The organism is Cellulomonas marina, assembly GCF_900111925.1.
Taxonomy (GTDB): Bacteria; Actinomycetota; Actinomycetes; order Actinomycetales; family Cellulomonadaceae; genus Cellulomonas; species Cellulomonas marina.
Genome location: NZ_FOKA01000007.1, coordinates 100,104 through 125,980 on the forward strand (window position 1 = coordinate 100,104; position 25,877 = coordinate 125,980).

Sequence of the window (25,877 nt, forward strand, 5' to 3'; positions counted from 1 at the left end):
TCGTCCGGGTGAATCCGCTGGTCCGGGCCCCGAGGTCCCGACGGGCGCCCCTCCTCGTCGCCCATGATCGGCGCATGCGTGCGGTGCTGACGGCCCTCGAGCCACGTGACCGGCTCTCCGCCGCCCGCGCCTGGTGGGTGGTCGTGCTGTTCGGCGGCGCCGCGACGCTCGCGTGGGAGCTGCTGGCCCAGCTCCAGGACCGGCCGGGCGCGACGGCCGCCAGCGCGCTGTCGGCCGTCGCCGTCGTCGCCGTCTACGTGCTGGTCGCGGTCGCGCAGCGCTGGTGGACCGACCGGGTGCCGGTGCTCGTGTGGCCGGCGGTCGCGGTGCTGGCGCCCGTGGTGACCGTGCTCGTGGCGGTGTCCGTCGACGACCCGTCGGCGGCCGGGCAGCTGGGCCTCGTCTACGCCGTGGTGTACGGCGCCTCGCAGTTCCGCCGCGGCTTCGCCTGGGGTATCACGGTCTTCGCGGTGCTGTGCGACGCGGTGATCGTGCTGACGCTGCTGCCGGTCGGCGACGCGCTGCGCGACCTGCTGCTGGCGGCCACGACGCTGCCCGTCATCACGGCCGTGCTCATGACCGCCGGCCGCGAGCGCGAGCGTCTCATCGACGAGCAGCGCCGGCTCATCGCCAGCCTCGACGAGCTGGCCTCCACCGACGACCTCACCGGCCTGCTGACCCGGCGGAGCCTCTCCGCCGCCGCGGAGGCCGCGCTCGTCACGGGCCGGCCGGGCGACGTCCGGCCGCACGTCGGCCTCGTGCTCCTCGACGTCGACGGGTTCAAGCAGGTCAACGACGTGCACGGGCACCCCGCCGGGGACGCCGCGCTCGTCGAGCTGGCGGCCGCGCTCCGGGCGGTCGCCGGTCCGTCCGACGTCCTGGCCCGGATCGGCGGCGACGAGCTGGCCGTGCTCGTCCGCGGCACGGGGCCGACGGTCGACGAGCGGGCCCGCGCGCTGCACACCGCCGCGCGCTCGTCCGGAGCGGGCACGGCCGGGGCGGGCACGGCCGGGGCGGGCACGGCCGGCAGCCCGCTGCGGCTGACGGTGTCCGTCGGCTACGCCGTCGCGCGTCCCGGCTGGTCGTTCGACGACCTGTACGCCGCCGCGGACCGCGCCCTCTACGCGGCCAAGGGCTCCGGTCGGGACCGCGTCGCCGCCGCCCGGCCCGAGCCGGACCCCGACCCGGAACCCCAGCCGGACCCCGAGCCGGACCTGGTGTAGCGGTCAGCCCCGCACGTCGTGCAGGTGGTGGCGCACGTCGTGCAGGAAGTACGCGCCGAGGGTCGCCAGGGTGAAGACCGAGCCGTTCGACCGCCGCCCGGGGCGCTCCCACGCGTCGTCGGGCACGGCGTCGAACAGCGCGGCGGTCGTCGCCGCCCGCCGGGCGAGCGCGCGGGCCACGTCGTCCGGGTGCTGCAGGTCGTAGCGCTCCGCCAGGGCGGTGGCGTCCTGGTCCCAGTTCGGGAACAGCGGGTCGTCCTCGTCGAGCACCAGCCGGACGCGCCCGGAGAAGACGTCCAGCACGTCGCGCACGTGCGCGGCGTACTCCGTCGGCGACCAGACGCCCGGGGCCGGCCGGCGCCGGGCGTCGGGCCGGGCCAGCACCGCCTGCCAGCGCGGCACGTCCGCGCGCACGGCGGCGCCGATCCCGCGGACGTCCACCGTGCGGGCGTCGAACCCGCAGTCGGGGCACGGGCGCTCGAGCACCCACGTCCAGTCCTTCGTGTCGGGCGCGGGTGCCTGCGGCTCGTCGGTGGCGGTCATGGCCGCACCGTAGCGGCAGCCGGCCCGCTCAGGGATGCCGGCCTCACATCGGGCAGCTCGTGCGCCAGTCGGACAGCGCACCGCCGGTCCCGGGCCCCGGGCAGAGGAAGGCCGTGTAGCGGGTGTCGTCGTCCACGAACCGCTTGAGCCACGCGATGCTGGTGGCGGCGATCGACGTGTTCGGGGAGTTCGGCGTGAAGTGGCTGGCCCCGTCGAGCTCGAGGTAGGCCCGCTCGCGCGCGTTGCCGAGGCTCTCGTAGAACGGGATCGCGTGCGACGCGACGGACGCCGTGGAGTCGTTCTCCGCCCCGATGATCAGCGTCGGGCTCGTCACCTCGGGCCACGTCTTGTCGGTGTTCCACGGCGTCAGGGGGATGACGGCGCGGATCGAGGGCCGGTCCTTGGCGGCCTCGAGCGAGCCGCCGCCGCCCATGGAGTGGCCCATGGCGGCCAGGCGGGTGGCGTCCACGCGGGTGCGCACGCTGCTCGCCGTCGTCAGGTGGTCCAGGGCGGCCAGGAGCTGGTCACCGCGCGAGGCGGGCTGGTCCGAGGTCGTCAAGGTGTCGATGGTGAAGACGACGAACCCCTGCGACGCCAGGCGCGGGCCCAGCCACGAGATGCTCGACTGCCGCGCGGTGTACCCGGGCGCGATCGCGACGGCTCCGAAGGTGCCGGCGGTCGTCGTCGTCGGGTAGTAGATCGTGCCGCCCCCGAAGCCGCGGACCGACGTCGACGACACCGTGGTGGTGGACACCGCGAACGGGCCCGTCGTCGCCTGGATCGAGGCCGTGGCGGCGGGCAGCTGCGTGCCGTAGGACGACGCGGTCCGCACGCCGACGACCTTGTCGGTCACCGTGGCGCCCTGGGAGTACCCGCCGAGGACGAACCGCGTGCCGGGGCAGGCGGCGGCGACGGCCTCGACGTGCGCGACCATGTCGGCCGAGCCGGGGACCGCGCTGGTCTGCGAGCTGTTCGCCTCGTAGTCCACCGCGTACGACGAGACGCTCGAGCCCGCCAGCTCCGCGGTGACGGCCCGGACGTACGACGTGCCGACGACGCCGAGCCCCGGCGTCTCGCCCGTGCCGCGCGCGAACGCCACGTCGACGTCGGCACAGGTGGCCGACTGGGCGCCGCCGGCGGTGGCCGTGACGACCACCCCCGCGAGCAGCGTGCTGAGCAGGGCGGTGACGGCGGTGGCCCGGGCGGGCCGGAGCGGACACTCTCGTGGACGCGCTCCCACGCGGTCAAGGGTCGGTGTGGAGAACGTTCGACACCAGCAGCGGCGTCGGCGCCGCGACCCGCTCAGCGGCACCACGGCCCGGCCGTCCGGCGCCCGTCAGACCAGGTGCGCGTCCTGCAGGGCCAGCCACTCCTCGTCGGAGAAGATCCGCGAGCGGATGAGGAACCGCCGGCCCTCCGGCGCCTCCAGCGAGAAGCCCGCGCCGCGCCCGTCGACGACGTCGATGGTCAGGTGCGTGTGCTTCCAGTACGCGTACTGCGCCCGCGTCATCCAGACCGGGACGACGGCGCCCCCGCCGATGTCGAGGTCGCCCAGGTGGACGTCGACGTCGCCCGTGAGGAACTCCCCGGCGGGGTAGCACATGGGCGACGAGCCGTCGCAGCACCCCCCGGACTGGTGGAACATCAGCTCGCCGTGCTGCGCCCGCAGGTCGCGCAGCAGTGCCGCGGCCTCCTCCGTGACGTCGACCCGCGACGGCACGGGTGCCGCTCCTGCCTCGGTCATGACCGCTCCCTCGCCGTGCGTGCACCTGCGGACCGGGGGCCGCCGCCGGGCCCGGGTCTGGACCCGACGGCGACCCGGCCCGGTCAGAAGAAGCCGAGCTTCTGGCCGGAGTAGCTGACCAGCAGGTTCTTCGTCTGCTGGTAGTGGTCGAGCATCATCTTGTGGTTCTCGCGGCCGACGCCCGAGCCCTTGTAGCCGCCGAACGCCGCGGCCGCGGGGTACGCGTGGTAGCAGTTCGTCCACACGCGGCCGGCCTCGATGTCCCGGCCCGCGCGGTAGGCGATGGACCCCTCGCGGGTCCAGACGCCGGCACCCAGGCCGTACAGCGTGTCGTTGGCGACGTGGATGGCGTCGGAGTAGTCGGAGAACGACGTCACAGCGACGACCGGGCCGAAGATCTCCTCCTGGAAGATCCGCATGGAGTTCTTGCCCTCGAAGATCGTCGGGCTGACGTAGTAGCCGCCGGCCAGGTCCCCGTCGAGGTGGGCCCGGCCCCCACCGGTGCGGACCTTCGCGCCCTCGCCCTTGCCGATCTCGATGTAGGACAGGATCTTCTCGAGCTGGTCGTTGGACGCCTGCGCGCCGATCATCGTCGCGGTGTCCAGCGGGTTGCCCTGGACGATGGCCTCCGTGCGCTTCACCGCGTCGGCGAGGAAGGAGTCGTAGATCGACTCCTGGATGAGCGCCCGCGACGGGCAGGTGCAGACCTCGCCCTGGTTGAGCGCGAACATCGCGAAGCCCTCGAGGGCCTTGTCGTAGAACGCGTCGTCGGCGCGCGCGACGTCCTCGAAGAAGATGTTCGGGCTCTTGCCGCCGAGCTCGAGGGTCACCGGGATGATGTTCTGCGAGGCGTACTGCATGATCAGCCGCCCGGTCGTCGTCTCCCCCGTGAAGGCGATCTTGCGGATGCGCGGGGAGGACGCCAGCGGCTTGCCCGCCTCGACGCCGAAGCCGTTGACGACGTTGACGACGCCCGGCGGCAGCAGGTCCGCGATGAGCTCCATGAGCACGAGGATCGACACCGGCGTCTGCTCGGCCGGCTTGATGACGACGGCGTTGCCCGCCGCCAGCGCCGGCGCCAGCTTCCACACCGCCATGAGGATGGGGAAGTTCCACGGGATGATCTGCCCGACGACACCCAGCGGCTCGTGGAAGTGGTACGCGATCGTGTCCTCGTCGATCTCGGAGATCGACCCCTCCTGCGCGCGCACCGCCCCCGCGAAGTAGCGGAAGTGGTCGATGGCCAGCGGCATGTCCGCCGCCAGCGTCTCGCGCACCGGCTTGCCGTTCTCCCACGTCTCGGCGACCGCGAGGAGCTCGAGGTTCTGCTCCATCCGGTCGGCGATCCGGTTGAGGATGTTCGCGCGCTCCGTGGCGGACGTCTTGCGCCACGTGCGGGCCGCGCCGTGCGCCGCGTCGAGGGCGCGCTCGATGTCGTCCGCGTCGCCGCGGGCCACCTGGCAGAACACCTGGCCGGTGACGGGCGTGCGGTTCTCGAAGTAGCGACCGTTGGCCGGGGCGACGTACTCGCCGCCGATCCAGTGGTCGTAGCGCTCGCGGAAGGTGGCCTTGCTGTCGGACTGGCCGGGTGCTGCGTAGACGGTCATGCCTGCTCCACCGATCTGCACGGTCGGGGGCTGCGGCCCGCCCTCGGCGGAGGGCCGCGCCCGGGTCGCGGCCTCCTCGCCGCGCTCCGGGGCCGACGTTAGGAGCGGGGGCGTTGCAGCGACGTTGCAGCTGCGGCGCGCGGGTGAGGGGCACCGCCCGTCCGGGTCCCGACGAGGGCCGACCCGACGAGGGCCGGTCCGACGAGGGCCGGTCCGACGAGGGCGGGCCCGACGAGGGCCGGTCCGGCGACGGCCAGCTCGTCGGACAGGCGGGCCAGCCGGGCGTGCGCCCGCAGGTGCACGGCCGAGCCGGGGGCCGTGAGGGCGGCCAGCCGGCACCAGGCGTCCCAGTCGTCGAGACCCTCGTCGGACGCCGTCCACCGCTGCAGCGCGCCGACGTCCCGGCCCGCGAGCACCGCGGCGCGCACGCACGCGGACAGGTCCTCCCGGACCCGCACGACCCCCGGCGCCACCGAGCGCGGCAGCACCGGCCCGGGGTACGCCGCGAGCGCCACGGCCAGGTCCTCGACGCCCAGCGCCGCCCGCACCGCGGCGAGGTCCGTCGTCACGGGCAGCGCCAGCCGGTAGGGCGACGAGGACGCCAGCAGGTCCCCCACCGCCCGCCGCAGCCGCGACACCTCCGCGCGGACCGTCACCGCCGACAGCTCGTCCTCGCACAGCAGGACCGCGAGCTCCTCCCCCGTCAGCCCGGCGGGGTGCTCCGCCAGCAGCAGGAGGATCTCCGCGTGGCGCCGCGACAGCCGGACGTCGCCGCCGCGCCCCTGCAGCGTCGGGGCCCCGGCACCCAGCACGGCCAGCCGGGGCACGTCGGTCGACGCATCGGCACCCGCATCGGCACCCGCATCGGCACCGGCACCCGCACCCGCACGGGCACCCGCACCGGCACGGGCGCCCACCCCCGCCACCGCGGCCTCGAGCGCCGCGGCCGTCGCGCGCACGAGCGAGCGCGCCATCGGGCTGGCCACCTCGCGCCCGCCCGTCACGTCGAGCACCCCGAGGACGGACCCGTCCGGCCCGTGCACCGGCGCGGCCACGCAGTTGTACGCCTGCACGGGCCGCGCCCAGTGCTCCGCGCCCAGCACCTGCACCACCTGGCCGGTGGCCAGGGCCGTGCCGGGGGCGTTGGTGCCGGCGCAGTCCTCGCGCCACACGGCGCCCTCGACGAACCCGACGGCACCCACCCGCCGGCGCACGGCGGCGTCGCCCTCGACCCACAGCAGCCGGCCCTCGGTGTCCGTCAGCGCGGCCACCCAGCCCAGCCCCGGCTCGACGAGGAGCCCCCGCCAGGCCGGCAGCGCTGCAGCGAGCGGGTGCCGCGCGCGGGCGGCCCGGAGGTCGGCGTCGGTGAGGTCCACCAGGGGCTCGGCGCGGTCGGGGTCGACGCCGCTGCGCACGCTGCGGGTCCAGGAGTCGGCCACGACCGGGCGGACGGCCTGCCGCGGCACCTGGCCCGTCGCCGCCGCGCGCTCGTGCGCCGCGCGCAGGGCCGGCCCGCGTCGGGCCGCCGGCGCGGGAGCAGCCGCGCGCGCCGTCGCGGCCTGGGACGCGGCGCGGGGTGCTCGCGCGGCGGGGGGAGCGGTCACCGTCGTCCTCTCGGTCCCGGTGCACGCCCACGGGCCCCGGTGCCGAGGAGTCTACGAGCGACCCCGGACGGGTGGCATCGTCCGACCGGTTGGAATTTTCCTGACACTCCGTGCGACGATGTCACCATGCCGAAGATCATCGGGGGCTCCCTGCACGAGCACCGCGAGCAGACCCGCCTGCGCCTCTTCGGCGCCCTGGCCCGCCTCATGGCCGAGCGCGGGTTCGACGCGGTGACGCTCGCCGAGATCGCGGCCGAGGCCGGGGTCGGGCGCACCGCCGTCTACAACCACTTCACGGACAAGGAGTCGCTGCTCGTCGGGTTCATCACCCACGAGACGGAGCTCTTCGTCGCGGACCTGCGCGCCGCGCTCGCGGGGCTCGAGGACCCCACCGAGCGGTTGCGCGCGTACGTGCGGCAGCAGGTGCAGCTCACGCGCGAGTACCACCTCGCGCCCGGGCCGGAGCTGCGCTCGGTGCTCTCCCGCGAGACGCAGGCCCGCGTGCGCGAGCACGTCGTCATGGTGGAGCGCATCCTGCGGGACGTCCTGGCCGAGGGGATCGCGAGCGGCGCCTTCCCGGACCAGGACCTCGACGTCACCGTCCCCCTGGTCAACGCCTGCCTGTCGGGCCGCGGCGTGCCGGCGCAGGACGGGCCGGAGCGGCGCCGGGCGGTCGCGGAGACCGAGGCCTTCGTCCTGCGCGCCGTCGGCGCCGCGCCCGCCCTGGTCCCCGCCTGAGCGCCCGACGACCGGCCGGGCGGGCTCGGCCCGCACCCCGCCGGGACGCGCCCGCCCGAGGGCGCCGCTCGGAGGCCCCGCGCGTGCCCACCACGCGGCTGGAGCTGACGTTCCTGCCCGGGCTCGGCGGCGTGGTGCACGACGAGGTCGTCGAGCGGCTCGCGCCGGCGCGTCCGCCGCGGCCGGTGCCAGGGCGGGAGGACGCGCTCGTCGTCGACGTCACCGGTCCGCTGCGGCCGGCGCTGGCGCTGCGCACGCCCGTCGCGGCCTGGGTCGCGCTGCACCTGGACGTGCCGCGGCCGCGCAGCCTCGTCAGCGGCGACCACCTGGCGCGCGTCGTGGGGGCCGTCCGGTCCGCGCAGCTCGCCGCCGCCGCGTCGAGCCTCCGCCTCGAGGCGGCGGGCAAGGACTCGCTCGTGCTGCAGCGGCTGGCGGCCGAGCTGTCGGCGGCGACGGGCCTGCCGCACGACCCGCGCGACGGCGAGCTCGTCGTGCGGCTGCGGCGGGGTGTGCCACCGGAGGGTGGCGCCGCACGCACCGAGGACCCCGGCTGGGACGTGCTCGTGCGGATCGGGCGGCGGCCGCTGTCCGCGCGGCCGTGGCGGGTCGTCGACTACCCGGGTGCCGCCAACGCGACCATCGCCGCGGCCCTCGTGCGGCTGGCCGGGGTGCGGCCGCAGGACCGCGTGCTGAACCTCATGGGCGGGTCGGGGACGCTGCTGGTGGAGCGCCTGCTGGCGGGGCCGGCGGCGGCCGCCGCGCTCGTCGACACGGCCGCCGGTGCCCGCGACGCCGCGCGCGCCAACCTCGCGGCGGCGGGGCTCGTCGTCGCCGGGGCGCCCGCACCGCCGCGCCGCGTCGCGGGGGCGCCCGTCGTCGCCGTCGTGGACGCCGACGCCACGGACTCTGTTGCGCTGGCGGGCGCACTGACGGGCGCACTGACGGGCGCACCGACGGGGACCCCCGCGGGCGCCCCGCCGGGCGGCGCCGCCGCCTGGGACCTCGTGCTCGCGGACCCGCCCTGGGGGACGCTGCACGGCACCCACGCGACGGCGGCCGACGTGCACGCCGGCCTCCTGCGCGGCGCCGCCGCCCTCACCGTGCCCGGCGGCCGGCTCGCGGTTCTCACGCACGAGGTCCGCGTCATGGAACGCTGCGTCGCGGCCGCCGCCGCCGACTGGCGCCCGGCCGCCGAACCCCTGCGCGTCTTCGCCAAGGGCCACCACCCCCGGATCTGGGTCCTGGAGCGGCGCGGCGGCACCGGTCAGCCGCGCCGGTAGTACTCCTCCGACCCGGCCAGGAACGCGGCGAGCTGCAGGTCGCCCTGGTCCCGGACGACCGGCGTCCACACCGCCATCGCCCCCGGCTCCGCCGACCGGCCGAGCAGCCGCTGGTAGAGCGCCTCGACGCGCACCTGGAGCGTCTCCTGGGACTGGTAGAAGCCGTACGCCAGCGTGGTGCGCGACATGCCGGCGCCCAGCGCGCGCACCCAGCCGTCGAGACCCGCGGCGTCGGGCTCGCGCAGGAGCAGGACGCGGTAGAGGTCGGTGACCCAGGCGGCGTCGTCGCCGCCGGCGACGGTCCGGTAGTACTCCTCCGAGGCGTAGAACGAGGCGGCGATCTCCGCGACCGGCAGCCCCGCGCGCGCCGCGGCCGTCCAGCCGGCGAGCCCGCCGGCGTCGGGGGCGCGGTGCAGCGTGTCCTCGTAGAAGCCCGTGACGACGACCGAGATCCACTCGTCGGAGCGCGACAGCTCGGCGGCGAGGTCGAAGCGGTTGGCCGTGCCGGCCTCGAGGCGCGCCACCTGGCCGGCGAGCTCGGCCGGCGCCGGGTCCCGGTCGAGGAAGTCCTGGTACAGCCGCACGACGACGGCCTGGTCCGCGCTGTCGGCCGGCGGTGCGGCGGGCGCGCACTCCACGGTCACCGACGTCGTCACCGACCGCTCGGCGTGCGCCACCGTGAGCGCGACGACCTGCCCCGTCACGAGGGCCAGGGGCGCCGCGCCGGGCGCACCGCCCGACGTGAGCACCTCCGTGGTCGCGGTGGCCACCGCGGCGTGGGCGTCGGGCCGGCTCAGGACGGTCGCGCCGTCCACCGTCACCGTGACGTCGCCGAGCCGCGCCTGCTCCACGCCGTCGACCGTGCGGGTCGGCCACCCGGCGTTGACCGCCGGCTGGAGGGTGACGACCGCGGTGCCGACAGGTCCGGCGCACTGCACGTCGACGCCCGCCGTGCTCGGCAGCCGGAACGCGTCCGACGGCTCGGCCAGCACGCGGTCGACGGGCAGGTCCTCCGCGGCCGACGCCCCCGACAGCAGCGCGGGCAGCGTCACCGGCACCACGCCCAGCACCACCGCGGCGGGCAGCGCCACCCCGAGGGCGCGCCGTCCGCGCCTCCTGGCCTCGGCCTCGACCACGCGCACCGCCCCGTTCGTCCCGGTCGGTGCCGTTCGCACCGCCCGGGCACTGTACGCACGGCGCGCCACGGACCGGCACCCCCCGGAGGGAGGACGCGCGGCGCGGGCGGTCCCGAGGAGCGGGGGACGTGGTGAAGGCCACGTCCCCCGCCCCGGCGTGCACGCTCCGCCGGGCCGGGGCAGCGTGAGGGCATGCAGACGCCCGTCCACCCCTACCGGCTCGGCTTCGCGGTGAAGATCGTCGGCGACGGCGGCATCCCGACCTCCGACGGGCGGCGCTGGCAGAGCGGGCCGCACCTCTCCCGCTCGCTGGAGCTCCTCGGGCCGGCCATCGACTACCTGGAGAAGATCGACGTCCGGGTGTTCCGGCTCTCGTCGAGCACCGTCCCCTACGGCACGCACCCCGACCTGCCCGAGCTGGACTACCGCCGGCAGATCGACCAGTGCGCCGACCAGCTCGCGGAGCTCGGCGCCCGCATCCGCGCCGCCGGCATCCGCCTGTCGACGCACCCGGGCCAGTACACGGTCATCAACGGCCCCGAGCCGGAGCTGTCCCGCAAGTCCTCGCTCGACCTCGAGCAGGACGCCGCGCTGCTCGACGCCCTGGGCCAGGGGCCGGAGGGCACGGTCGTCGTGCACGTGGGCGGGCTGTACAACGACCGGCCCTCCGCGCTGGACCGCTGGGCCGCCGCGTACGAGCGGCTGTCGGACCGGGCGCAGGCCCGCCTCGGCCTCGAGAACGACGACGGCCCCTTCGGCGTCGACGACGTCCTCGAGCTCAGCCGCCGCACCGGCGTCCGGGTCGTCTACGACCAGCACCACCACCGCACGCACGTGACCTCCGTCGGCATCCCGCCGGAGGAGGCGCTGGCCGCCGCGTACGCGACGTGGGCGCCCGGCGTCCGTCCGAAGGTGCACCTGTCCTCCGCGCGGCTCGACGTCGAGACCGTGGCGAAGAAGGTGCCCGGGACACGGAGGACCCAGCAGGTGCCCGTGCTCCCGCGGCTGACCCCGCACGCCGACCTCGTCTCGCCGTGGGACCTCGTCGAGCTGCTGCGGATCGCGCCCGGGCCGCTCGACGTCGTCCTGGAGGCCAAGGCCAAGGACCTGGCCCTGCTGCACGCGCGGGCCGCGCTGGAGAAGCTGTTCCCCGACGTGGCGGCGCGCGAGGAGCGGCGGCGGCCGGGCGACGACGCGGCCGCCGCGGAGGTGGTCGACACGGACGACCTGCTGGCGCCGGAGCGGGCCGTCGTGCCCTGAGGAGCCGGTGGGTCGTCGCGTCGCGGCCCTGGCCGGGCGTCGACGCGAGCAGGGTCACGTCCGGGGCCGCCGGACGACGCCCGCGGGCGCGCTAGCGTCGAGGGATGACCGCCGCCACCCCCGCCGGGCCGCCGCCCGGGCCCTCGACGCCCGACACGCCCGCCCCCCTCGCGTCCGTGGTCATCCCCGTCCGCAACGGGGCGGCGACGCTCCCGGCGCAGCTCGAGTCCCTGGCCCGCCAGCGCACCGCGCGGTCCTTCGAGGTGGTCGTGGCCGACAACGGGTCCACGGACGGCACGGCGGACGTCGTGCGGTCCTTCGAGGGCCGGGTCCCGGGGCTGCGCCTCGTCGACGCGAGCGGGCGCGCCGGCGCCAACCACGCCCGCAACGTCGGCACCGCGGCCGCGCGCGGCACGCAGGTGCTCATGTGCGACGCGGACGACGAGACGGACGAGGACTGGGTGGAGGTCATGTCGGCCGCGCTCGACACGGCGGACGCCGTCGCCGGCCGGGTCGACCGCACGCGGCTCAACGCCGACGTCGCCGCGCTCGGCCTGCGGGTCGACGGCATGAGCGGACTGTCGACGCAGCACGACTTCCTGCCCTGGCCCATCGGCGCCAACGCCGGCTACCGGCGGGCGGCGTGGGAGCAGGTCGGCGGCTTCGACGAGGACTACGTGCGCGGCGGCACGGAGACCGAGTTCTTCTGGCGGCTGCAGCTCGCGGGGTTCACGCTCGTCGACGTGCCGGGCTCGCTCGTCCACTACCGGATGCGGCCGGACGTGCAGAAGTCGGTCAAGCAGATGTACATCTGGGGCCGTCAGGCACCCATGCTGTACCGCGACTTCCGCCGCCACGGGATGCCGTGGAAGCCCGTCCGCAGCCTGCGCTACTGGCTGTGGGTGCTGAGCCTGGCGCCGCGGTCGGTCCGGGACCGCACCCGGCGGATCGAGCTGCGCCGCCACGCGGCCTACCTCGCCGGCCGGGTCGTCGGCAGCATCAAGTACCGCGTGCTCTACCTCTGACCCCGCCCGGCGGCGGGTCTACCGGCCGTGCACCGTCCGGTAGTCGTCGTACGTCGCGCCGACGAGGCCGAGGACCAGGCCCGCGCCCAGCGCCACCTCCTGCAGGCCTTTCGTCCGGCCGATCCGACCGCGTCCGACGACGACGAGCACGAGCCCCCGCAGGACGGTGAGCAACCCGTTGACGACCCGGCGCGCGTAGCGCAGGGGCGTGCCGCCGAGCAGGCGCAGCGACGCGCTGCGCGTCAGCCCGTAGCGGTAGGACCGTGCGACGAGCCACCGGACGCTGATGCGCGAGGCCGGCACGGTCTCGCGCACCACCGCCTCGTCGGCCCAGACGATCCGGCGCCCGCGGGCCACGGCCTGCGCGAAGAAGTGCGTGTCCTCCCCGCCCTGGCTGCCCGTGTGCTCGAACCGCAGCCCGTCCTGGGTGAACAGCCGCGTGTCGATGAGCACGTTGCTCGTGCGCGCGTACCCGATCTCCGTGCCCGTGGCGAAGCGCGGCCGCTCGTAGAACCCGCCCTGCACCGCCCAGGCGGGGGCGCCCGGCTCGAACTCCGGCTCGACCGTCGCGGTGACGACCTCGGCGCCCGTCGTGCGCCGGACCTCCAGCATCGTGCGCAGCCAGGCGGGGTCGGCGCGCTCGTCGTCGTCGAGGAAGAGCAGGACGTCGCACGGCTGCGAGAGCGCCGCGGCGACCGCCGCGTTGCGCGCGGCCGGGATGCCGGGCACCGGCTCGTGCACGTAGACGACCGGCCAGCGGTCCCCCGTGCGCGCCTCGACGCCCGCGCGGGCCGACGGCTCGGCGTCGTTGTCCACGACGACCACGCGCACGTCGACCGGCTCGTGGTCCGGGCCGACCGGGTCCTCCTGACGGGACAGGGAGTCCAGGAGCGCCGCCAGCCCCTGCGGCCTCAGCTTGGTGCACACGCAGACGGCGACGGAGAGCATGGGCGGGACACTACCGACCCAGGTCACCCGCCCGGGGGGCCGCCGCCCGTGACGCTCGACTCCTGCGGCCCCGGGCGATGATGGGGTCGTGCCGCCGACCGTGCCTCCCGCCGCCCGCCCCGCTCGCCCCGCCCGCCTGCCGCGCGTCCGTGCGTCGGAGCTCGTCGGGCGCGGGTGGCTCAACACCGGCGGGCGCGACCTGCGGCTGGCGGACCTGCGCGGCAAGGTCGTCGTGCTCGACTTCTGGACGTTCTGCTGCATCAACTGCCTGCACGTGCTCGACGAGCTGCGCGAGCTCGAGGAGAGCCACCGCGACGTGCTGGTCATCGTCGGGGTGCACTCCCCGAAGTTCGTGCACGAGGCGGACCCGGCGGCGCTGGCGGCGGCCGTCGAGCGGTACGACGTGCGCCACCCCGTGCTCGACGACCCGTCGCTGGTGACGTGGGGCGCCTACACGGCCCGGGCGTGGCCGACGCTCGTCGTCGTCGACCCCGAGGGGTACGTCGTGGCCCAGATGGCCGGGGAGGGGCACGGCCACAACCTCGCCGTGCTGGTCGACGAGCTCGTCGCCGAGCACGAGGCGAAGGGGACGCTGCACCGCGGCGACGGCCCCTACGTGCCGCCCGCGCCGACCGCGGGCACGCTGCGGTTCCCGGCGAAGGCCGTCGCGCTGCCGGACGGGCACCTGCTCGTGGCGGACGCCGGCCACCACTCCCTGGCCGAGCTCGCCGCCGACGGGGAGACGCTCGTGCGGCGGATCGGGTCCGGCGAGCGCGGGCTCGTCGACGGCGGGCCGGGCGCGGCGCGGTTCAGCGAGCCGAACGGCCTGTGCCTCGTGCCCGACGAGCTGCGGTCGTGGCTCGGCTACGACGTGCTGGTGGCGGACACGGTCAACCACGCGCTGCGCGGCGTGCGGCTGGCCGACGGGCACGTGACCACCGTGGCCGGGACCGGCGAGCAGTACATGGTGGGCGGCCCGGACAACCTCGTCGTGCGCGACGGGGTCCGCGTCGAGGAGGTGCGCGGGCTGCTGGACGACGCCCCCGGCTCCTACGCACCGCTCGACGTCCGCCTGTCCTCGCCCTGGGACGTCGTGTGGTCCCCGGACCTGGCCGCGTTCGTCGTCGCGATGGCCGGCAACCACACCCTGTGGGTGTTCGACGGCGAGCAGGGGTCGATCGGGCTGCTCGCGGGGACCATGAACGAGGGGCTCGTCGACGGCGACCCACTCGGGGCCTGGTTCGCACAGCCGTCGGGGCTGGCGCTCGGGCCGGACCGGCGGGTGTGGGTGGCGGACTCGGAGACCTCCGCGCTGCGCTGGCTCGACCCTCGGGCCGGCGGCACGTCGGCGGCCGTGCACACCGCCGTCGGCGAGGGCTTGTTCGACTTCGGGCACCGGGACGGCCCCGCCGACGAGGCGCGCCTGCAGCACCCGCTCGGCGTCGCCGTGCTGCCCGACGGGTCCGTCCTCGTCGCCGACACCTACAACGGCGCGCTGCGGCGCCTCGTCCCGCCTGCCGAGGGGACGCCGGACGGCACGCCGGGGACGGTCACCACCCTCGCCACCGGCCTGGCCGAGCCCAGCGGCGTCGTCGTCCTGCCCGGCGACGAGGGCGCCGCCCCGACGGTCCTCGTCGTGGAGTCGGCCGCCCACCGGCTGACCCGTGTGGCGCTGCCGGCGGACGTGGCCGGCGGACTCGTCGGGGACGTGCTCGACCACGGCGCCCACCGCACCCGCCGCCCCCCGACGGACGTCCCGCCCGGCGAGGTCCTGCTCGACGTGGTGTTCACGCCGGCCGCCGGGCAGAAGCTCGACGACCGCTGGGGGCCGTCGACGCGGCTGAGCGTGTCGGCCACGCCGCCCGGCCTGCTCCGGGCCGGGGCCGGCGACGGCACCGACCTCGTCCGCACCCTCGAGCTCGACCCCGCGGTGGCCGAGGGGGTCCTGCACGTGACCGCGCAGGCGGCCTCATGCGATGCCGCCGACGAGGTCGAGTTCCCCGCCTGCCACCTGCACCAGCAGGACTGGGGCGTCCCGGTGCGGGTCGTGCCGGGCACCGACGCGCGACTGGTGCTCCCGCTGCACGGCTGAGCCCTGCGGCGCGGTGCTCAGCCCTGCCGCGCGCCGACGGGCCGGTCGACGACGACGACGCTCCCGCCGACCGTCCCCTCCCGCGCGGCGAGCACGAGCACCGCCTCCACCGCGGTGAGCACGGCGGGCCCCGTGGAGGCGGTGCGCGAGGCCCCGATCTCGACCGCCCAGTCCCCGCGCTCGGCGACGACCGTGCGGGTGCCGGCGCTGCGGTCGGCGGCCACCCCGCCGCGGGCGACGACGACGAGGTCCGCCGGCGCGTCGGCAGCCTCCGCGCCCCCGTCGTCGGTCGCGCCCCCGACCCGCGCCAGCACCGCCCACTCCGCGCCGCCCAGCACCTCCGTGGCGGACGCGGCGAGCGCGCACAGCCGCGGCAGCGTCCCCTGCCGGGGGGCGGCGAGCGCCGTGCTGGCCGCGACCAGGACGCGCTCGGCGGTGACCGTCGGGTCGGCCAGCGGCACCGCCGCCGACCGGCGGGCCCGGGCCCGGGCCCGTTTGGCGCGGTACTGGGCCGCGTCCGCGCGCCGGAACAGGTGGCGGGCGGAGACCGCACCCGACACGGCGGTCGAGGCCACGCCGTAGGAGATGGACGCGCCGTGGGCGAGCGGGAAGGCGGCCACCGTCCGCTCCATCGCCTCCGCGACCGCGACGCGCGGCTGCCCGACGACGACGAGGCAGAACTCGTCGCCGCCGATGCGGGCGGGCGTGCAGCCGGGCAGCGCGTCGGCGACCCGGCGCAGCACGTCGGCGACCGAGCGCAGCAGGTCGTCGCCCACGTCGTGGCCCAGCTCGTCGTTGACGCGCTTGAGCCCGTCGACGTCGCACATGACGATGACCGTCTCCTCGCCGGAGGCGAGCGCGGAGGCCGCGGCCGTGTCCGCCACGCGGCGGTTGCCGAGCCCGGTCAGCGGGTCGTCGGCGACGAGGTGCGCGACCTGCTCCTCGAGGTCGACGCGGGCCACCGCACCGGTGAGCATCGCGGCGACGACCTCCGCCCGCGCGAGGTCCTCGGCCGTGAAGGGGCCGGAGCCGGCGCGCCGCCCGGCGATGACGTGCCCCCAGGTCGAGCCGTTCACCAGCAGCGGGACGTCGACGGCGCTGGCCATGCCGAAGTCGCGCAGGACCCCGACGTCCCCGCTGCCGCCCGGTGCGGCGGGGTGCACCGCCGGGTCGTGCCAGAAGTGCCCGGTCTGCTCGGCGATGAGCCGCGCGAGGTACGGGCGGTCCTCCGTGCGCACCTGCCGCGTCGCGAGCCACGTGTCGCGCGCGCCCGTCGGCACGGGGTCCACGGCGATGGAGGTGCTCGTGTGCTGCTCGATCCGCCGGACGCCGACGAGGTCCGCCCGCAGCACCTGCCGCGCGCCGGCGGCCCCGATGCGGGCCACCTCCTCCAGCGTGCCCCCGGCCTGCAGGCGGCGGGCGACGAGCGCGAGCCGGGACGCGTCGCCGAGCGGCGGCTCCGGCGTCGCGCCGGGCAGCCTCTGCGTCGTCACCGCGTCCTCCACGCGCCCATCTTGCTGTCCCCCGGGAACGGGCACGAGGGCACGGCCCTGTCCGGACGCACGCGTCACCCGTCCGGCAGACCCCGTGGCCTCGTCGAGGGGGGGTGAGGACGGGGGGCTACTGCGCGTGCAGCGCCCCGACCACGCGGACGTGCACGCCGACGCCGCGGACCGCCGCGGGCACGCCGTCGGTGGGCACGCCGTCCGTGGCGCCGGTCGCCGCACCGGCGCCGCGCTCGCCCGACAGGTTGACCTGGAGCTCGTAGTCGTCGCCCGGCGCGAGCCGCCGGATGCCGATGCCGCGCACGTCGTCCCGTCCCGCGAGCGCGGACGCCAGCTGCGCCTTCGCGACGCGGGCCTCCTCGATGCCGGCCATGGTCCCTGCCTCCCCCGGTCCCGCGGGGGCTGCGGGGACCGGTCAGACGAGCGTGGCGTCGAGCGCCGAGAGCACGGCGTCGATGGGGTTGACGTACGTCAGCCCGGTGCCATTCTCGCCCCCCGACTCCGACCCCGCAAAGAGCAGGCCCACGGCCACACCGCCCTGGGTGTACACGAGCGACCCGGAGTCACCACCACGGCTGAACGGGCCCGTGCCGGTGGACTCGACCTCGATCTGGTCGTCGAAGGCCAGGTCCCCCAGACCCTCGCCGTAGCCGACGACGACGTCGTCGAGCTCGATCGCGGTGATGCGCCCGGCCGTGACCGCGGTGGTGCGGCCCGTCTTGCCGACCGCCTCCCCGCCCAGGACGGCCGCCGTCGTGGTGATGCGGCCCACGGGGTACGTCGGGTCGACGGCCTCGGGGTCGTCGAGCAGGGCGACCGCCGCGTCGACGAGCGCGGTCCGTCCGGGGGCGAGCGGGACGGTCGCCGCGAGGGTCCCGATCCGGTCCCGGGAGGCGGTGCCGCCGTCCGCCGGGCCGGGCTGCACGACGACGTCGCCCACCTGCGCCGCGGGCGACCCGGCGAGGACGTGGTAGTTCGACAGCACGTGCAGCGCGCCGCCCACGGTGACGAACGCGCCCAGGGTGCCCGCGGAGACGTCCACGTGCGCCACCGAGATGCCCGGCCGCAGCGGCCGGGTGCGGTCGGTGGGGCCGAGCGCCAGGGCCGTGGCCACCGGTGGCCTCGGCCCGACCGTCCCCGCGAGCGGGCGGATGCGTCCGGTGCGCCGCACGTCCACCGCGCTCCCGCCCTCCTGCGCGAGCCGCCGGGCCACCGCGCGCACCTGCGGCAGCCCCAGCCGGTAGCGCACCGCCACGCCGAAGGACCCGTCGTGCCGGGGCGCCAGGCCCACGGCGACGGCCGGCCGCGCCTCCTCCGCCCCGGCCGCGCGCACCCGCGTGCTCTCGAGCTCACGGGCCAGCGCCAGCAGGTCCCCCTTCCGCCGGCGCGCCTCCTCGTGGCCGAGACCCGTGCCACCCGTCGTGCCACCCGTCGTGCCCTGCCGTGCTGCCCCCGTGCCGTTCATCCTCGTCCCCTCCGGCTCAACTCGTCCGACTCACCCGTCCGGCTCACTCGTCCGCGTGCCTGCAGTGTGCCGGGGACCACTGACACGCGGCCCGTGGACCCGGCGACCTCAGCCCAGCACCTCGGGGTACGCCACCGCGTCCTCGTCCGTGCGCCCCAGCACGTGCTCGGCGAGGAACGCCTCGACCGTCCCGTACCAGACGGCCGCGTGCTGCGGGGTGAGCACCCAGTGGTTCTCGTCGGGGAAGTAGAGGAACCGGTGGGGGCTGCGCCCCTCGTCGTCGGCGGGCAGGCCGGAGCGGGACTGCAGCTCCCACCACAGGCGCAGGCCCTCCCCGATCGGCACGCGGTAGTCCTTGTCCCCGTGCACGACGAGCACCGGCGTCACGATCCGCTCGACCGAGCGGTGCGGGGAGTAGGCGGCCTCCATCTCCGGCGTCATCTCCTCGCGCCAGTAGAAGGCGGCGTCCGTGGTGGGGCCGAACTGGTCGAGGGCCCAGAGGCTGGCGTGCGTGACGATCGCACGGAAGCGGTCCGTGTGCCCGGCGACCCAGTTGGCCATGTACCCGCCGAAGGACCCGCCCATGGCGGCCGTGCGGGTCTCGTCGACGTCCGGGCGGGCGACGGCGACGTCCGTGACCGCCATGAGGTCCGTGTACGGCTCGGCGCCCCACCGGCCCCAGCCCGCCTGCACGAAGTCCTGCCCGTACCCGGTGGACAGCGCGGGGTCCGGCAGGAGCACCGCGTAGCCGCGGGCGGCCATGATCCAGGGGTTCCACCGCCAGGACCAGGCGTTCCAGGAGCTCAGCGGACCGCCGTGGATCCACAGCAGCAGCGGGGCGGGGGCGTCGGCACCCGCCCCCTCGGGCAGGACGAGCCACGCCCGCACGGTCCGCCCGTCCTCGACGGTGGTCGAGACCTCGGTCAGCGTCCCGGGCAGCGGCGGCAGCGGGGCCGGCGCCCGCAGGGGCTCGGCGGCCACGGGCGCGCCGCCGGCGGCGACCGCCGCCAGGTCGAGGCGCACGGGGTGCGCGGGCGCGGCGTAGGACGTGCGCAGCGCGTAGACGGTCCGCCCGTCGGGCGACACCCGCACGTCGGTGAACGCCGCGTCATCGGCCGTGACGCGGACGGGCTCGCCGCCGTCGAGGTCGAGGCGGAAGACGGGCGCGCGGCCCTCGTCGTCGGCCACCACGAGCACGCCGGAGGAGTCCGGCAGCCACACGGGGCCGTGCGGCCAGCGGTCCCAGCCGGGCGCGAGGACGCGGACCTCGGGCAGCCCGCCGCCCTCCACGGGCGCGAGCGGGACCACGGCGACGTGCGTGGACGGGGCCGTCGTCGGGCTCGACCGCCGCTCCGCCGCGAACGCCACCCAGCGGCCGTCGGGGGAGACCTCCGGGTGGCCGGCGTCCGTCGTCGGGTCGTCGACGAGGGTGCGGCGCTCGCCCGTCGCGACGTCCACCGCGACGAGCAGGCTGCGCTGGCCGCCGCCGGCCGTCGGCCGCATCCAGCCCGTGACGAGCGTGCGCCCGTCCGGGCTGAGCGCGACGGGCTGCTCGCGCAGGGCGCCGCGGGCGTCGGGGGTGACGTCCGCCAGGGCGACCCGGGCGTCGCTCTCCGCGGCCGCCGCCGGCGTGGTGTCGAGGCTCCCGACGAAGGCGTGCGGCGTGCCCGGGCCCAGGTCGTGGTCCCAGTACCGCACGGGGTAGGACTCGTGCAGGACGGCCTTCACCTTGCGCTCGGTGCGCAGGTCGCGCAGGCGGTCGTCATCGGCGTCGTCCGTGGCGTGCGGCAGGACCTCGCTGGTGACGGCGACGACGGGGGCCGCCGTCGCGACGCGCAGCCCGCCGACCCCGGCGCCACGCCGGGCGACGAGGCGCGCCTCCCCGCCGTCGCGCGGCAGGAGCCACAGCGCCGGGCGGGGGTCGTCCTCGCCCTCGGCCTCCGGGTCGGGCCGGGCGGCCGTGACGAGCAGGTCGCCGTCGGGGGTGAAGGCGGCCCCGGACTCGCCGGTCGTGCCGCGGGTGAGGCGGCGCGCGGGCCGCTCACCTGCGGGGTCCACCTCCCACAACGCCGTCACGTACGCGGTGCGCTTGCGGTCGAGCGTCGCGACGGAGGTCACGAGACGCGTGCCGTCGGGCGAGAGCACGAGGCCCGCGGTCCGCGGCAGGGCGACGTAGGCGTCGAGGTCGTGGAAGGGCGTGGGCGCGTCGTTGGAGGTCACCGAGGAGGTCACGCCTCGTCCTACCACGCGGGTCCGCGGGCGGTCCTGGTGGACCCGCCGCGTCCGGCCGTCACCGGCCGGCGTCGCCCCCCGAGCGGCTCGACAGCCGCGCGAGCATCGCGTTGTAGTCCTCGAGCTCGGTGTCCCCCGTGCGGGCCACGGTCCGGTCGCGGCGCCGGGCCACGCGCTCGTCGTCGCGCGCCCAGGCGAACACGAGTCCGACCGCGAGCGCCAGCGTCGGCAGCTCGCCGATGCCCCACGTGATCGCGCCACCCGCCTGCTGGTCGGCGAGCGCCGACGCGCCCCACGGCCGCCCCATGAGGCCGAACCAGTCGGCGACGAGGAGCGAGCGCCCGGACACGAGCGCCACGCCGAAGAACGCGTGGAACGCCATCGTCGAGAACAGCAGGAGCAGCCGCTGCGGGAACCCCAGCCGCGTCGGACCCGGGTCGAGCCCGACCATCGCGTTGACGAACAGGTACCCCGCCACGGAGAAGTGCAGGATCATCGCGACGTGCCCGACGTGGCTCTCCAGGGCCCACCGGAAGGCGTCGGTGTAGTAGAAGGCGATCATCGAGCCGACGAAGTTCACCGCCGCGACGACCGGGTGCGCGAGGAACGACCCCACCCGGCTGTGCACGAGCACGAGGATCCACTCGCGCGGCCCGCGGGACGCGTCGCCGGGGGTGCGCGCGGCCCGCACGGGCAGCGCCCGCAGCGCGAGCGTCACGGGCGCGGACAGCGCGACGAGCACCGGCACCACCATGACGAGCACCATGTGCTCGAGCATGTGGGCGCTGAACAGCACCTTGCCGTAGGCGGCGGGGCCGCCGGAGGTGGTCCAGAAGAACACGGCCATGCCGGTGAGGAACGAGACCGTGCGCAGCACCGGCCACCGGTCCCCGCGGGCGCGCAGCCGCCGCACCCACCGCACGTAGACGACCGCCCCGCTGACGGCCGCCGTCGCGGCGAGGAGGTCCCAGCGCCACTCGGTCAGCCAGCGCAGCGCGGTGGGCTCGGGCGGGAGGGGCGCGCCGGTGAGGACCTCGGCCGGCGTGGGGTCGGTCGGCGCGTCGTCGGGCACGGGCGGCGCGGTGGACCCCAGCGCGACCGCGACCCCGGAGACGGCACCCATGACGGCGAGCTCGACCGCGACGAGCCGCCACAGCAGCCCCCGGACGGTGCCGACCCCCGGCCCGGCGGCGAGGCGGCCGACGACGCGGCGCCGGTGCGCCAGCCCCAGCAGCCCCAGCACCGCCAGCAGCCCGACCTTCGCCAGCAGCAGCAGGCCCCACGGCGTCGTGAGCCCGTCGAGCCCCGTCCGCAGGGCGCCGTTCACCGTGCCCGACACCGCGACGAGCACGAGGCACCACCCGGCGACGACCGAGAACCGCGACACCGCGGGCGCCACGTCGTCGCCCAGGCGGGGCCGCAGCACCGCGAGCGCCAGCAGGGCGCCCACCCAGATCGCGGCGCCGACGAGGTGCAGGAACATCGAGGAGACGGCGAGCTCGTGGCTGGCGGCCGCGGCGGAGTGGCCCGTCTGCGCCTGCTGCCACAGGGCCGCGAGCGCCACGAGGGACGTCCAGGCCGCCCCCGTCGGCGTCTGGACCAGCAGCGCCAGGACGGTGACGACGGCGGCGAGCGCGACCACCGACAGCGTCGTGCGGCCGAGCTCGATCTGCGTGACGTAGACGCCGAGCTGCGCCCCGAAGCCCGGGTCGAACGGCGCCTGCCCGGCCACCTGCGCGTACCGCAGCACGAGCCCGACGAGGGCCAGCACCGTCCACGCGCCGGCCGCGCCGGCGGCCAGCACACCGGCGGCCGGCCACGCCGTGCCGTCGACGACGGAAGAGCCCGGTCCGCGGCGGGAGCCGTCGCCCACCGCCGGCCGCCGGGGCAGGACGCCGACGGCGAGGACGAGCGCCCCCACGGTGAGCGCCGCCGCCAGCTCGGACAGCGTCGTGACGGCCGGCAGCCCCCAGCGGACGAGGGCGCCGGGGTCGACGAGCTCGGGGGCGTCGGCGGCCCCCGACAGCACGAGCCCGACGAGGACCGCGACGAGCCCGGCCGCGACCGTCAGGGCGAGCAGCGCCACGGGACCGGGCGCGCGGCGCGCCGGCCGCGCCGGGGCTGCCGGGGCGGCGGTCGTGCTCACCGGCGCGTCCACGCGTCCAGGGTAGGTGGCCCCCGCCGCGCGGCGGTCGCGCCGCCCGTCCCCTCTCAGGGGCGGCCCGGTGCACGACGACGCCGGTCACGACCCGGGGGCGACCCCGGTGAACGGAGGTGCTGGCGGGAATACGCGCCGCCCGGCCGGCCGTTGGCGCCGGCATGCCCCTCACCGGTGAGTACGCCCCGTCCGACTCCGACTGGGCCCGGCAGCAGGCCGAACGCTTCGAGGCGTCCGGCGGCTCCGAGGCCAACGAGCTGCGGGGGGTGCCGATCGTCGTCATGACGAGCGTCGGCGCGCGCTCCGGCAAGCTGCGCAAGACGCCCGTCATGCGCGTCGAGCACGGCGGCGAGTACGCGGTCGTCGCCTCCAAGGGCGGTGCCCCCGAGCACCCGACCTGGTACCACAACGTCGTCGCGCAGCCGCACGTGGAGCTGCAGGACGGCCCGGTGCGCAAGGACTACGACGCCCGCGTCGTCACGGGCGACGAGCGCGCCGCCTGGTGGGAGCGGGCCGTGGCCGTGTGGCCGGACTACGCCGACTACCAGACGAAGACCGACCGCGAGATCCCGGTCTTCGTCCTCACCCCGCGCGACTGAGGCCGGCCCCGGCGACCCGGCTCAGTAGCCCCAGACGAGGGCCTGGGCCGGGTCGTGCAGGACCGCGGCCACGTCGGCCAGGACCCGCGCGCCGAGCTCGCCGTCGACGAGGCGGTGGTCGAAGCTCAGCGCGAGCTGCGTGACATGGCGCGGCTTGACCTTGCCCTTGTGCACCCAGGGCTGCTGCCGGATCGCCCCGAACGCGAGGATGGCGGACTCGCCCGGGTTGAGGATGGGCGTGCCCGTGTCGATGCCGAAGACGCCGACGTTCGTGATGGTGATCGTGCCGTCCGCCATGTCGGTGGGCGACGTGCGGCCGGCGCGGGCGGTGGCCGTCAGGGCCGCGATCGACTCCGCCAGGTCGTGCAGGCTCTGGCGGTGCGCGTCCTTGATGTTGGGCACGACCAGGCCCCGCGGCGTCGCGGCGGCGATGCCGAGGTTGACGTAGTGCTTGTAGACGATCTCCTGCGCCGCCTCGTCCCAGGCCGCGTTGATCTCGGGGTGCCGGCGCACGGCCAGCGTGAGGGCCTTGGCGGCGACGAGCAGCGGCGTCACGCGCACGTCCGCGAACTCCCGGTCGCCGCGCAGCCGCTCGACGAGGCGCATCGTCGCCGTGACGTCGACCGTCTGGAACACCGTGACGTGGGGCGCCGTGAACGCGCTGCTCACCATCGCCTCCGCCGTCCGCTTGCGCACGGACCGCACGGGCACGCGCGTCTGACGGCCGTCGGGGGACACGGTGCCGCTGGCGAGCCACGGCGTGTCGTCGGCGGCGTAGGTGGCCAGGGCCCTGGGCTCGGCGCGACGGCTGTGGCCGAGGACGTCCTCGCGCGTGACGATCCCGCCCGGGCCGGTCGGCGTGACGGTGTCGAGGTCGATGCCGAGCTCCCGGGCGAGCTTGCGCACGGGCGGCTTGGCCAGCGCGTGGCGGGGCGTGCCCGGCGCCCGCGGTGCCGGGGGTGCCGGCGGCTCGGGCGCCGCGACGACGGTCGGCGCGCCCACGGCGACCGGCGCGGCCTCGAGGCGGGCCGGCGTCGCGGTGGCGGAGACAGGGGCTGAGACCGGGGCTGGGACAGGGACAGGGACAGGGGCTGGGGCAGGTGCCGGGGCAGGGGCAGGGGCGTCCGCTGCCGCCGGGGCGGAGGCCGCGGGGGTCACCGACGCCGGCTGCGCCTCCGCGGCGACCGGCGCGCCCGCGCCACGTCGGCGACGGCTGCCGCCGCCCTCCCCCAGCCCGTAGCCGACGAGCACCGCGCCCGACGTCTCGTCGCCGCCGGTGCCGTCGTCCGCACCGGACGCCCGCTCCTCCGGGCCCCCCGCCGCCGGCGCCGCCCGGCCGCCCGGGTCCACGTCCACCTCGATGATCGGCGTGCCGACCTCCACGGTCGCCCCCGGCTCGACGAGCAGCCGGTGCACGACGCCCGCCCACGGCGACGGCAGCTCGACGAGCGACTTGGCCGTCTCGATCTCGACGATCGGCTGGTTGACGCTCACGGTGTCGCCCGGGCCGACGAGCCAGGTGACGATGTCGGCCTCGGTCAGCCCCTCACCGGCGTCGGGGAGGAGGAACTGCTCGTACGTGGGCATGGCGGGGAGCTCCGGGGGAGATGGGGGCCGGTCAGAAGGCGAGGGCGCGGTCGACCGCGTCCAGGACCCGGTCCGTCGTCGGCAGGTACTCGTGCTCGAGGCGCGCCACCGGGTAGGGCGTCGCCCAGCCGCCGACCCGCAGCACCGGCGCCTCGAGGTGGAAGAAGCACTCCTCCGCGACGCGGGCGGCCACCTCGCCGCCGATGCCGTGCGCCACGGGGGCCTCGTGCACGACGACGCAGCGGCCCGTCCGGCGCACCGACGCCAGCACCGGCCCGAGGTCCAGCGGGCTCAGCGTGCGCAGGTCGACGACCTCCAGGCTCGTCCCCTCGCGCGCGGCCGCCTCCGCGGCCTTGAGCGCGGTGCCGACCGTGGGCCCGTAGGCGACCACGGTGACGTCGGTGCCGGCACGCACCACCCGCGCCCGGTCCAGCCCGCCCGCGCCCTCGTCGTCGGCGGGGTGCGCCGGCGGGAGAGCGGCGTCGAGGTCGACCTCGCCCTTCTCCCAGTAGCGGCCCTTGGGCTCGAAGAACAGCACCGGGTCCGGCGAGGCCACGGCCTGCTGGATCATCGTGTACGCGTCCGCCGGCGACGAGGGCGAGACGATCCGCAGGCCCGCCGTGTGCGCGAAGAGAGCCGTCGGGTCCTCGCTGTGGTGCTCCACCGCGCCGATGCCGCCGCCGTAGGGCACGCGGATGACGACGGGTACCTGGAGGCGCCCGCGCGACCGGTAGCGCATCTTCGCGAGCTGGGTCGTGATCTGGTCGTACGCCGGGAAGATGAACCCGTCGAACTGGATCTCGCACACCGGGCGGTAGCCCCGCAGCGCCAGGCCGATCGCCGTTCCGACGATGCCCGACTCGGCGAGCGGGGTGTCGACCACGCGGTCCTCGCCGAAGTCGGCCTGCAGCCCGTCGGTCACGCGGAAGACGCCGCCGAGCCGGCCGATGTCCTCGCCCATGAGCAGCACCTTCGGGTCCTGCTCGAGGGCGCGACGGAGGCCGAGGGTGATCGCGCGGGCCAGGGTGACGCGCTGCGTCCCGGTCGTGGGCTCGGGGGCGCGGCGCGGGCTGCCCGGGCGCGCACCCGGGGCGCCGGCGCCCTCGGCGGCGGGCGGCGTGTCGGCCTGCG

The 25,877-nt window shown here is 76.7% G+C and carries 21 protein-coding genes; 7 read left to right on the forward strand and 14 right to left on the reverse strand.

Features of this window, described 5'->3' with window-relative positions:
* The first annotated feature begins 74 nt into the window (after positions 1-74).
* A complete protein-coding gene (locus BM048_RS09285; RefSeq protein ID WP_090032598.1) occupies positions 75-1,223 on the forward strand; it encodes a GGDEF domain-containing protein in 1,149 nt (382 codons plus the stop codon).
* A 3-nt stretch (positions 1,224-1,226) separates the two neighbouring features.
* Here the strand turns inward: BM048_RS09285 and BM048_RS09290 are convergent, their stop codons facing one another.
* The 5 genes from BM048_RS09290 to BM048_RS09310 form a co-directional block, all read right to left on the reverse strand.
* Positions 1,227-1,766 (reverse strand): DinB family protein, encoded by a 540-nt coding sequence (locus BM048_RS09290; RefSeq protein ID WP_090032599.1) that lies wholly within the window; start codon positions 1,764-1,766, stop codon positions 1,227-1,229.
* 43 nt (positions 1,767-1,809) lie between these two features.
* A complete protein-coding gene (locus BM048_RS09295) occupies positions 1,810-3,006 on the reverse strand; it encodes a poly(ethylene terephthalate) hydrolase family protein (RefSeq protein WP_239078771.1) in 1,197 nt (398 codons plus the stop codon).
* 96 nt (positions 3,007-3,102) lie between these two features.
* On the reverse strand, positions 3,103-3,510 hold the full coding sequence (locus BM048_RS09300) for a DUF779 domain-containing protein (protein ID WP_090032601.1): 408 nt from the start codon (positions 3,508-3,510) through the stop codon (positions 3,103-3,105).
* Between the two features lie 83 nt (positions 3,511-3,593).
* Positions 3,594-5,117 carry an aldehyde dehydrogenase gene (gene adh / locus BM048_RS09305; RefSeq protein WP_090032602.1) on the reverse strand — a complete coding sequence of 508 codons (1,524 nt, stop codon included), beginning with the start codon at positions 5,115-5,117 and terminating at the stop codon, positions 3,594-3,596.
* A 98-nt stretch (positions 5,118-5,215) separates the two neighbouring features.
* Positions 5,216-6,721, reverse strand: coding sequence for a helix-turn-helix domain-containing protein (locus BM048_RS09310; RefSeq protein WP_239078770.1), 1,506 nt, complete (start codon positions 6,719-6,721; stop codon positions 5,216-5,218).
* Between the two features lie 126 nt (positions 6,722-6,847).
* Between BM048_RS09310 and BM048_RS09315 the strand changes: the two genes are divergently transcribed.
* Both BM048_RS09315 and BM048_RS09320 read left to right on the forward strand, forming a co-directional pair.
* Entirely contained in the window at positions 6,848-7,459 is a 612-nt protein-coding gene (locus BM048_RS09315) for a TetR/AcrR family transcriptional regulator (protein ID WP_090032603.1), read from the forward strand.
* An 83-nt stretch (positions 7,460-7,542) separates the two neighbouring features.
* Entirely contained in the window at positions 7,543-8,739 is a 1,197-nt protein-coding gene (locus BM048_RS09320) for a class I SAM-dependent methyltransferase (RefSeq protein WP_239078769.1), read from the forward strand.
* Here BM048_RS09320 and BM048_RS09325 read toward each other — a convergent pair.
* Positions 8,724-9,914, reverse strand: a complete 1,191-nt coding sequence (locus tag BM048_RS09325; RefSeq protein ID WP_139224399.1) for a DUF4214 domain-containing protein — start codon at positions 9,912-9,914, stop codon at positions 8,724-8,726. The two genes, BM048_RS09320 and BM048_RS09325, sit on opposite strands and share 16 nt — an antisense overlap.
* 153 nt (positions 9,915-10,067) lie before the next feature.
* Here BM048_RS09325 and BM048_RS09330 point away from each other — a divergent pair, with 153 nt between their 5' ends.
* Positions 10,068-11,135, forward strand: a complete 1,068-nt coding sequence (locus BM048_RS09330; protein ID WP_090032607.1) for an apurinic/apyrimidinic endonuclease family protein — start codon at positions 10,068-10,070, stop codon at positions 11,133-11,135.
* Positions 11,136-11,239: 104 nt separating this feature from the next.
* Positions 11,240-12,160, forward strand: a complete 921-nt coding sequence (locus BM048_RS09335; RefSeq protein ID WP_090032609.1) for a glycosyltransferase family 2 protein — start codon at positions 11,240-11,242, stop codon at positions 12,158-12,160.
* Between the two features lie 18 nt (positions 12,161-12,178).
* Here BM048_RS09335 and BM048_RS09340 read toward each other — a convergent pair whose 3' ends face one another.
* Positions 12,179-13,108: a glycosyltransferase family 2 protein gene (locus tag BM048_RS09340; protein ID WP_090032611.1), complete on the reverse strand. Its 930-nt coding sequence runs from the start codon at positions 13,106-13,108 to the stop codon at positions 12,179-12,181.
* An 88-nt stretch (positions 13,109-13,196) separates the two neighbouring features.
* On the opposite strand from BM048_RS09340, the gene BM048_RS09345 reads away from it, so the two are divergent.
* Positions 13,197-15,200 carry an NHL domain-containing thioredoxin family protein gene (locus BM048_RS09345; RefSeq protein WP_239078768.1) on the forward strand — a complete coding sequence of 668 codons (2,004 nt, stop codon included), beginning with the start codon at positions 13,197-13,199 and terminating at the stop codon, positions 15,198-15,200.
* A gap of 17 nt (positions 15,201-15,217) precedes the next feature.
* Here BM048_RS09345 and BM048_RS09350 read toward each other — a convergent pair whose 3' ends face one another.
* The 5 genes from BM048_RS09350 to BM048_RS09370 all read right to left on the reverse strand — a co-directional run bounded on the left by BM048_RS09350 (position 15,218) and on the right by BM048_RS09370 (position 22,560).
* A complete protein-coding gene (locus BM048_RS09350; protein WP_275407336.1) occupies positions 15,218-16,693 on the reverse strand; it encodes a GGDEF domain-containing protein in 1,476 nt (491 codons plus the stop codon).
* Positions 16,694-16,820: 127 nt separating this feature from the next.
* Positions 16,821-17,078, reverse strand: coding sequence for a hypothetical protein (locus tag BM048_RS09355; protein ID WP_090032612.1), 258 nt, complete (start codon positions 17,076-17,078; stop codon positions 16,821-16,823).
* A gap of 42 nt (positions 17,079-17,120) precedes the next feature.
* Positions 17,121-18,170, reverse strand: coding sequence for a hypothetical protein (locus BM048_RS09360; RefSeq protein WP_175499444.1), 1,050 nt, complete (start codon positions 18,168-18,170; stop codon positions 17,121-17,123).
* Positions 18,171-18,278: 108 nt separating this feature from the next.
* On the reverse strand, positions 18,279-20,402 hold the full coding sequence (locus tag BM048_RS09365; protein ID WP_239078767.1) for a S9 family peptidase: 2,124 nt from the start codon (positions 20,400-20,402) through the stop codon (positions 18,279-18,281).
* Positions 20,403-20,460: 58 nt separating this feature from the next.
* The gene (locus tag BM048_RS09370; RefSeq protein WP_090032617.1) at positions 20,461-22,560 is read right to left on the reverse strand and encodes a bifunctional copper resistance protein CopD/cytochrome c oxidase assembly protein; all 2,100 of its coding nucleotides are present in this window, start codon (positions 22,558-22,560) and stop codon (positions 20,461-20,463) included.
* Between the two features lie 161 nt (positions 22,561-22,721).
* Between BM048_RS09370 and BM048_RS09375 the strand changes: the two genes are divergently transcribed.
* Complete coding sequence (locus BM048_RS09375) at positions 22,722-23,159, forward strand: nitroreductase family deazaflavin-dependent oxidoreductase (protein WP_090032618.1); 438 nt, start codon at positions 22,722-22,724, stop codon at positions 23,157-23,159.
* A 21-nt stretch (positions 23,160-23,180) separates the two neighbouring features.
* Here BM048_RS09375 and BM048_RS09380 read toward each other — a convergent pair whose 3' ends face one another.
* Both BM048_RS09380 and BM048_RS09385 read right to left on the reverse strand, forming a co-directional pair.
* Positions 23,181-24,746, reverse strand: a complete 1,566-nt coding sequence (locus BM048_RS09380; RefSeq protein ID WP_090032620.1) for a dihydrolipoamide acetyltransferase family protein — start codon at positions 24,744-24,746, stop codon at positions 23,181-23,183.
* A gap of 31 nt (positions 24,747-24,777) precedes the next feature.
* The gene (locus tag BM048_RS09385) at positions 24,778-25,770 is read right to left on the reverse strand and encodes an alpha-ketoacid dehydrogenase subunit beta (RefSeq protein WP_239078779.1); all 993 of its coding nucleotides are present in this window, start codon (positions 25,768-25,770) and stop codon (positions 24,778-24,780) included.
* Positions 25,771-25,877 lie beyond the last annotated feature (107 nt).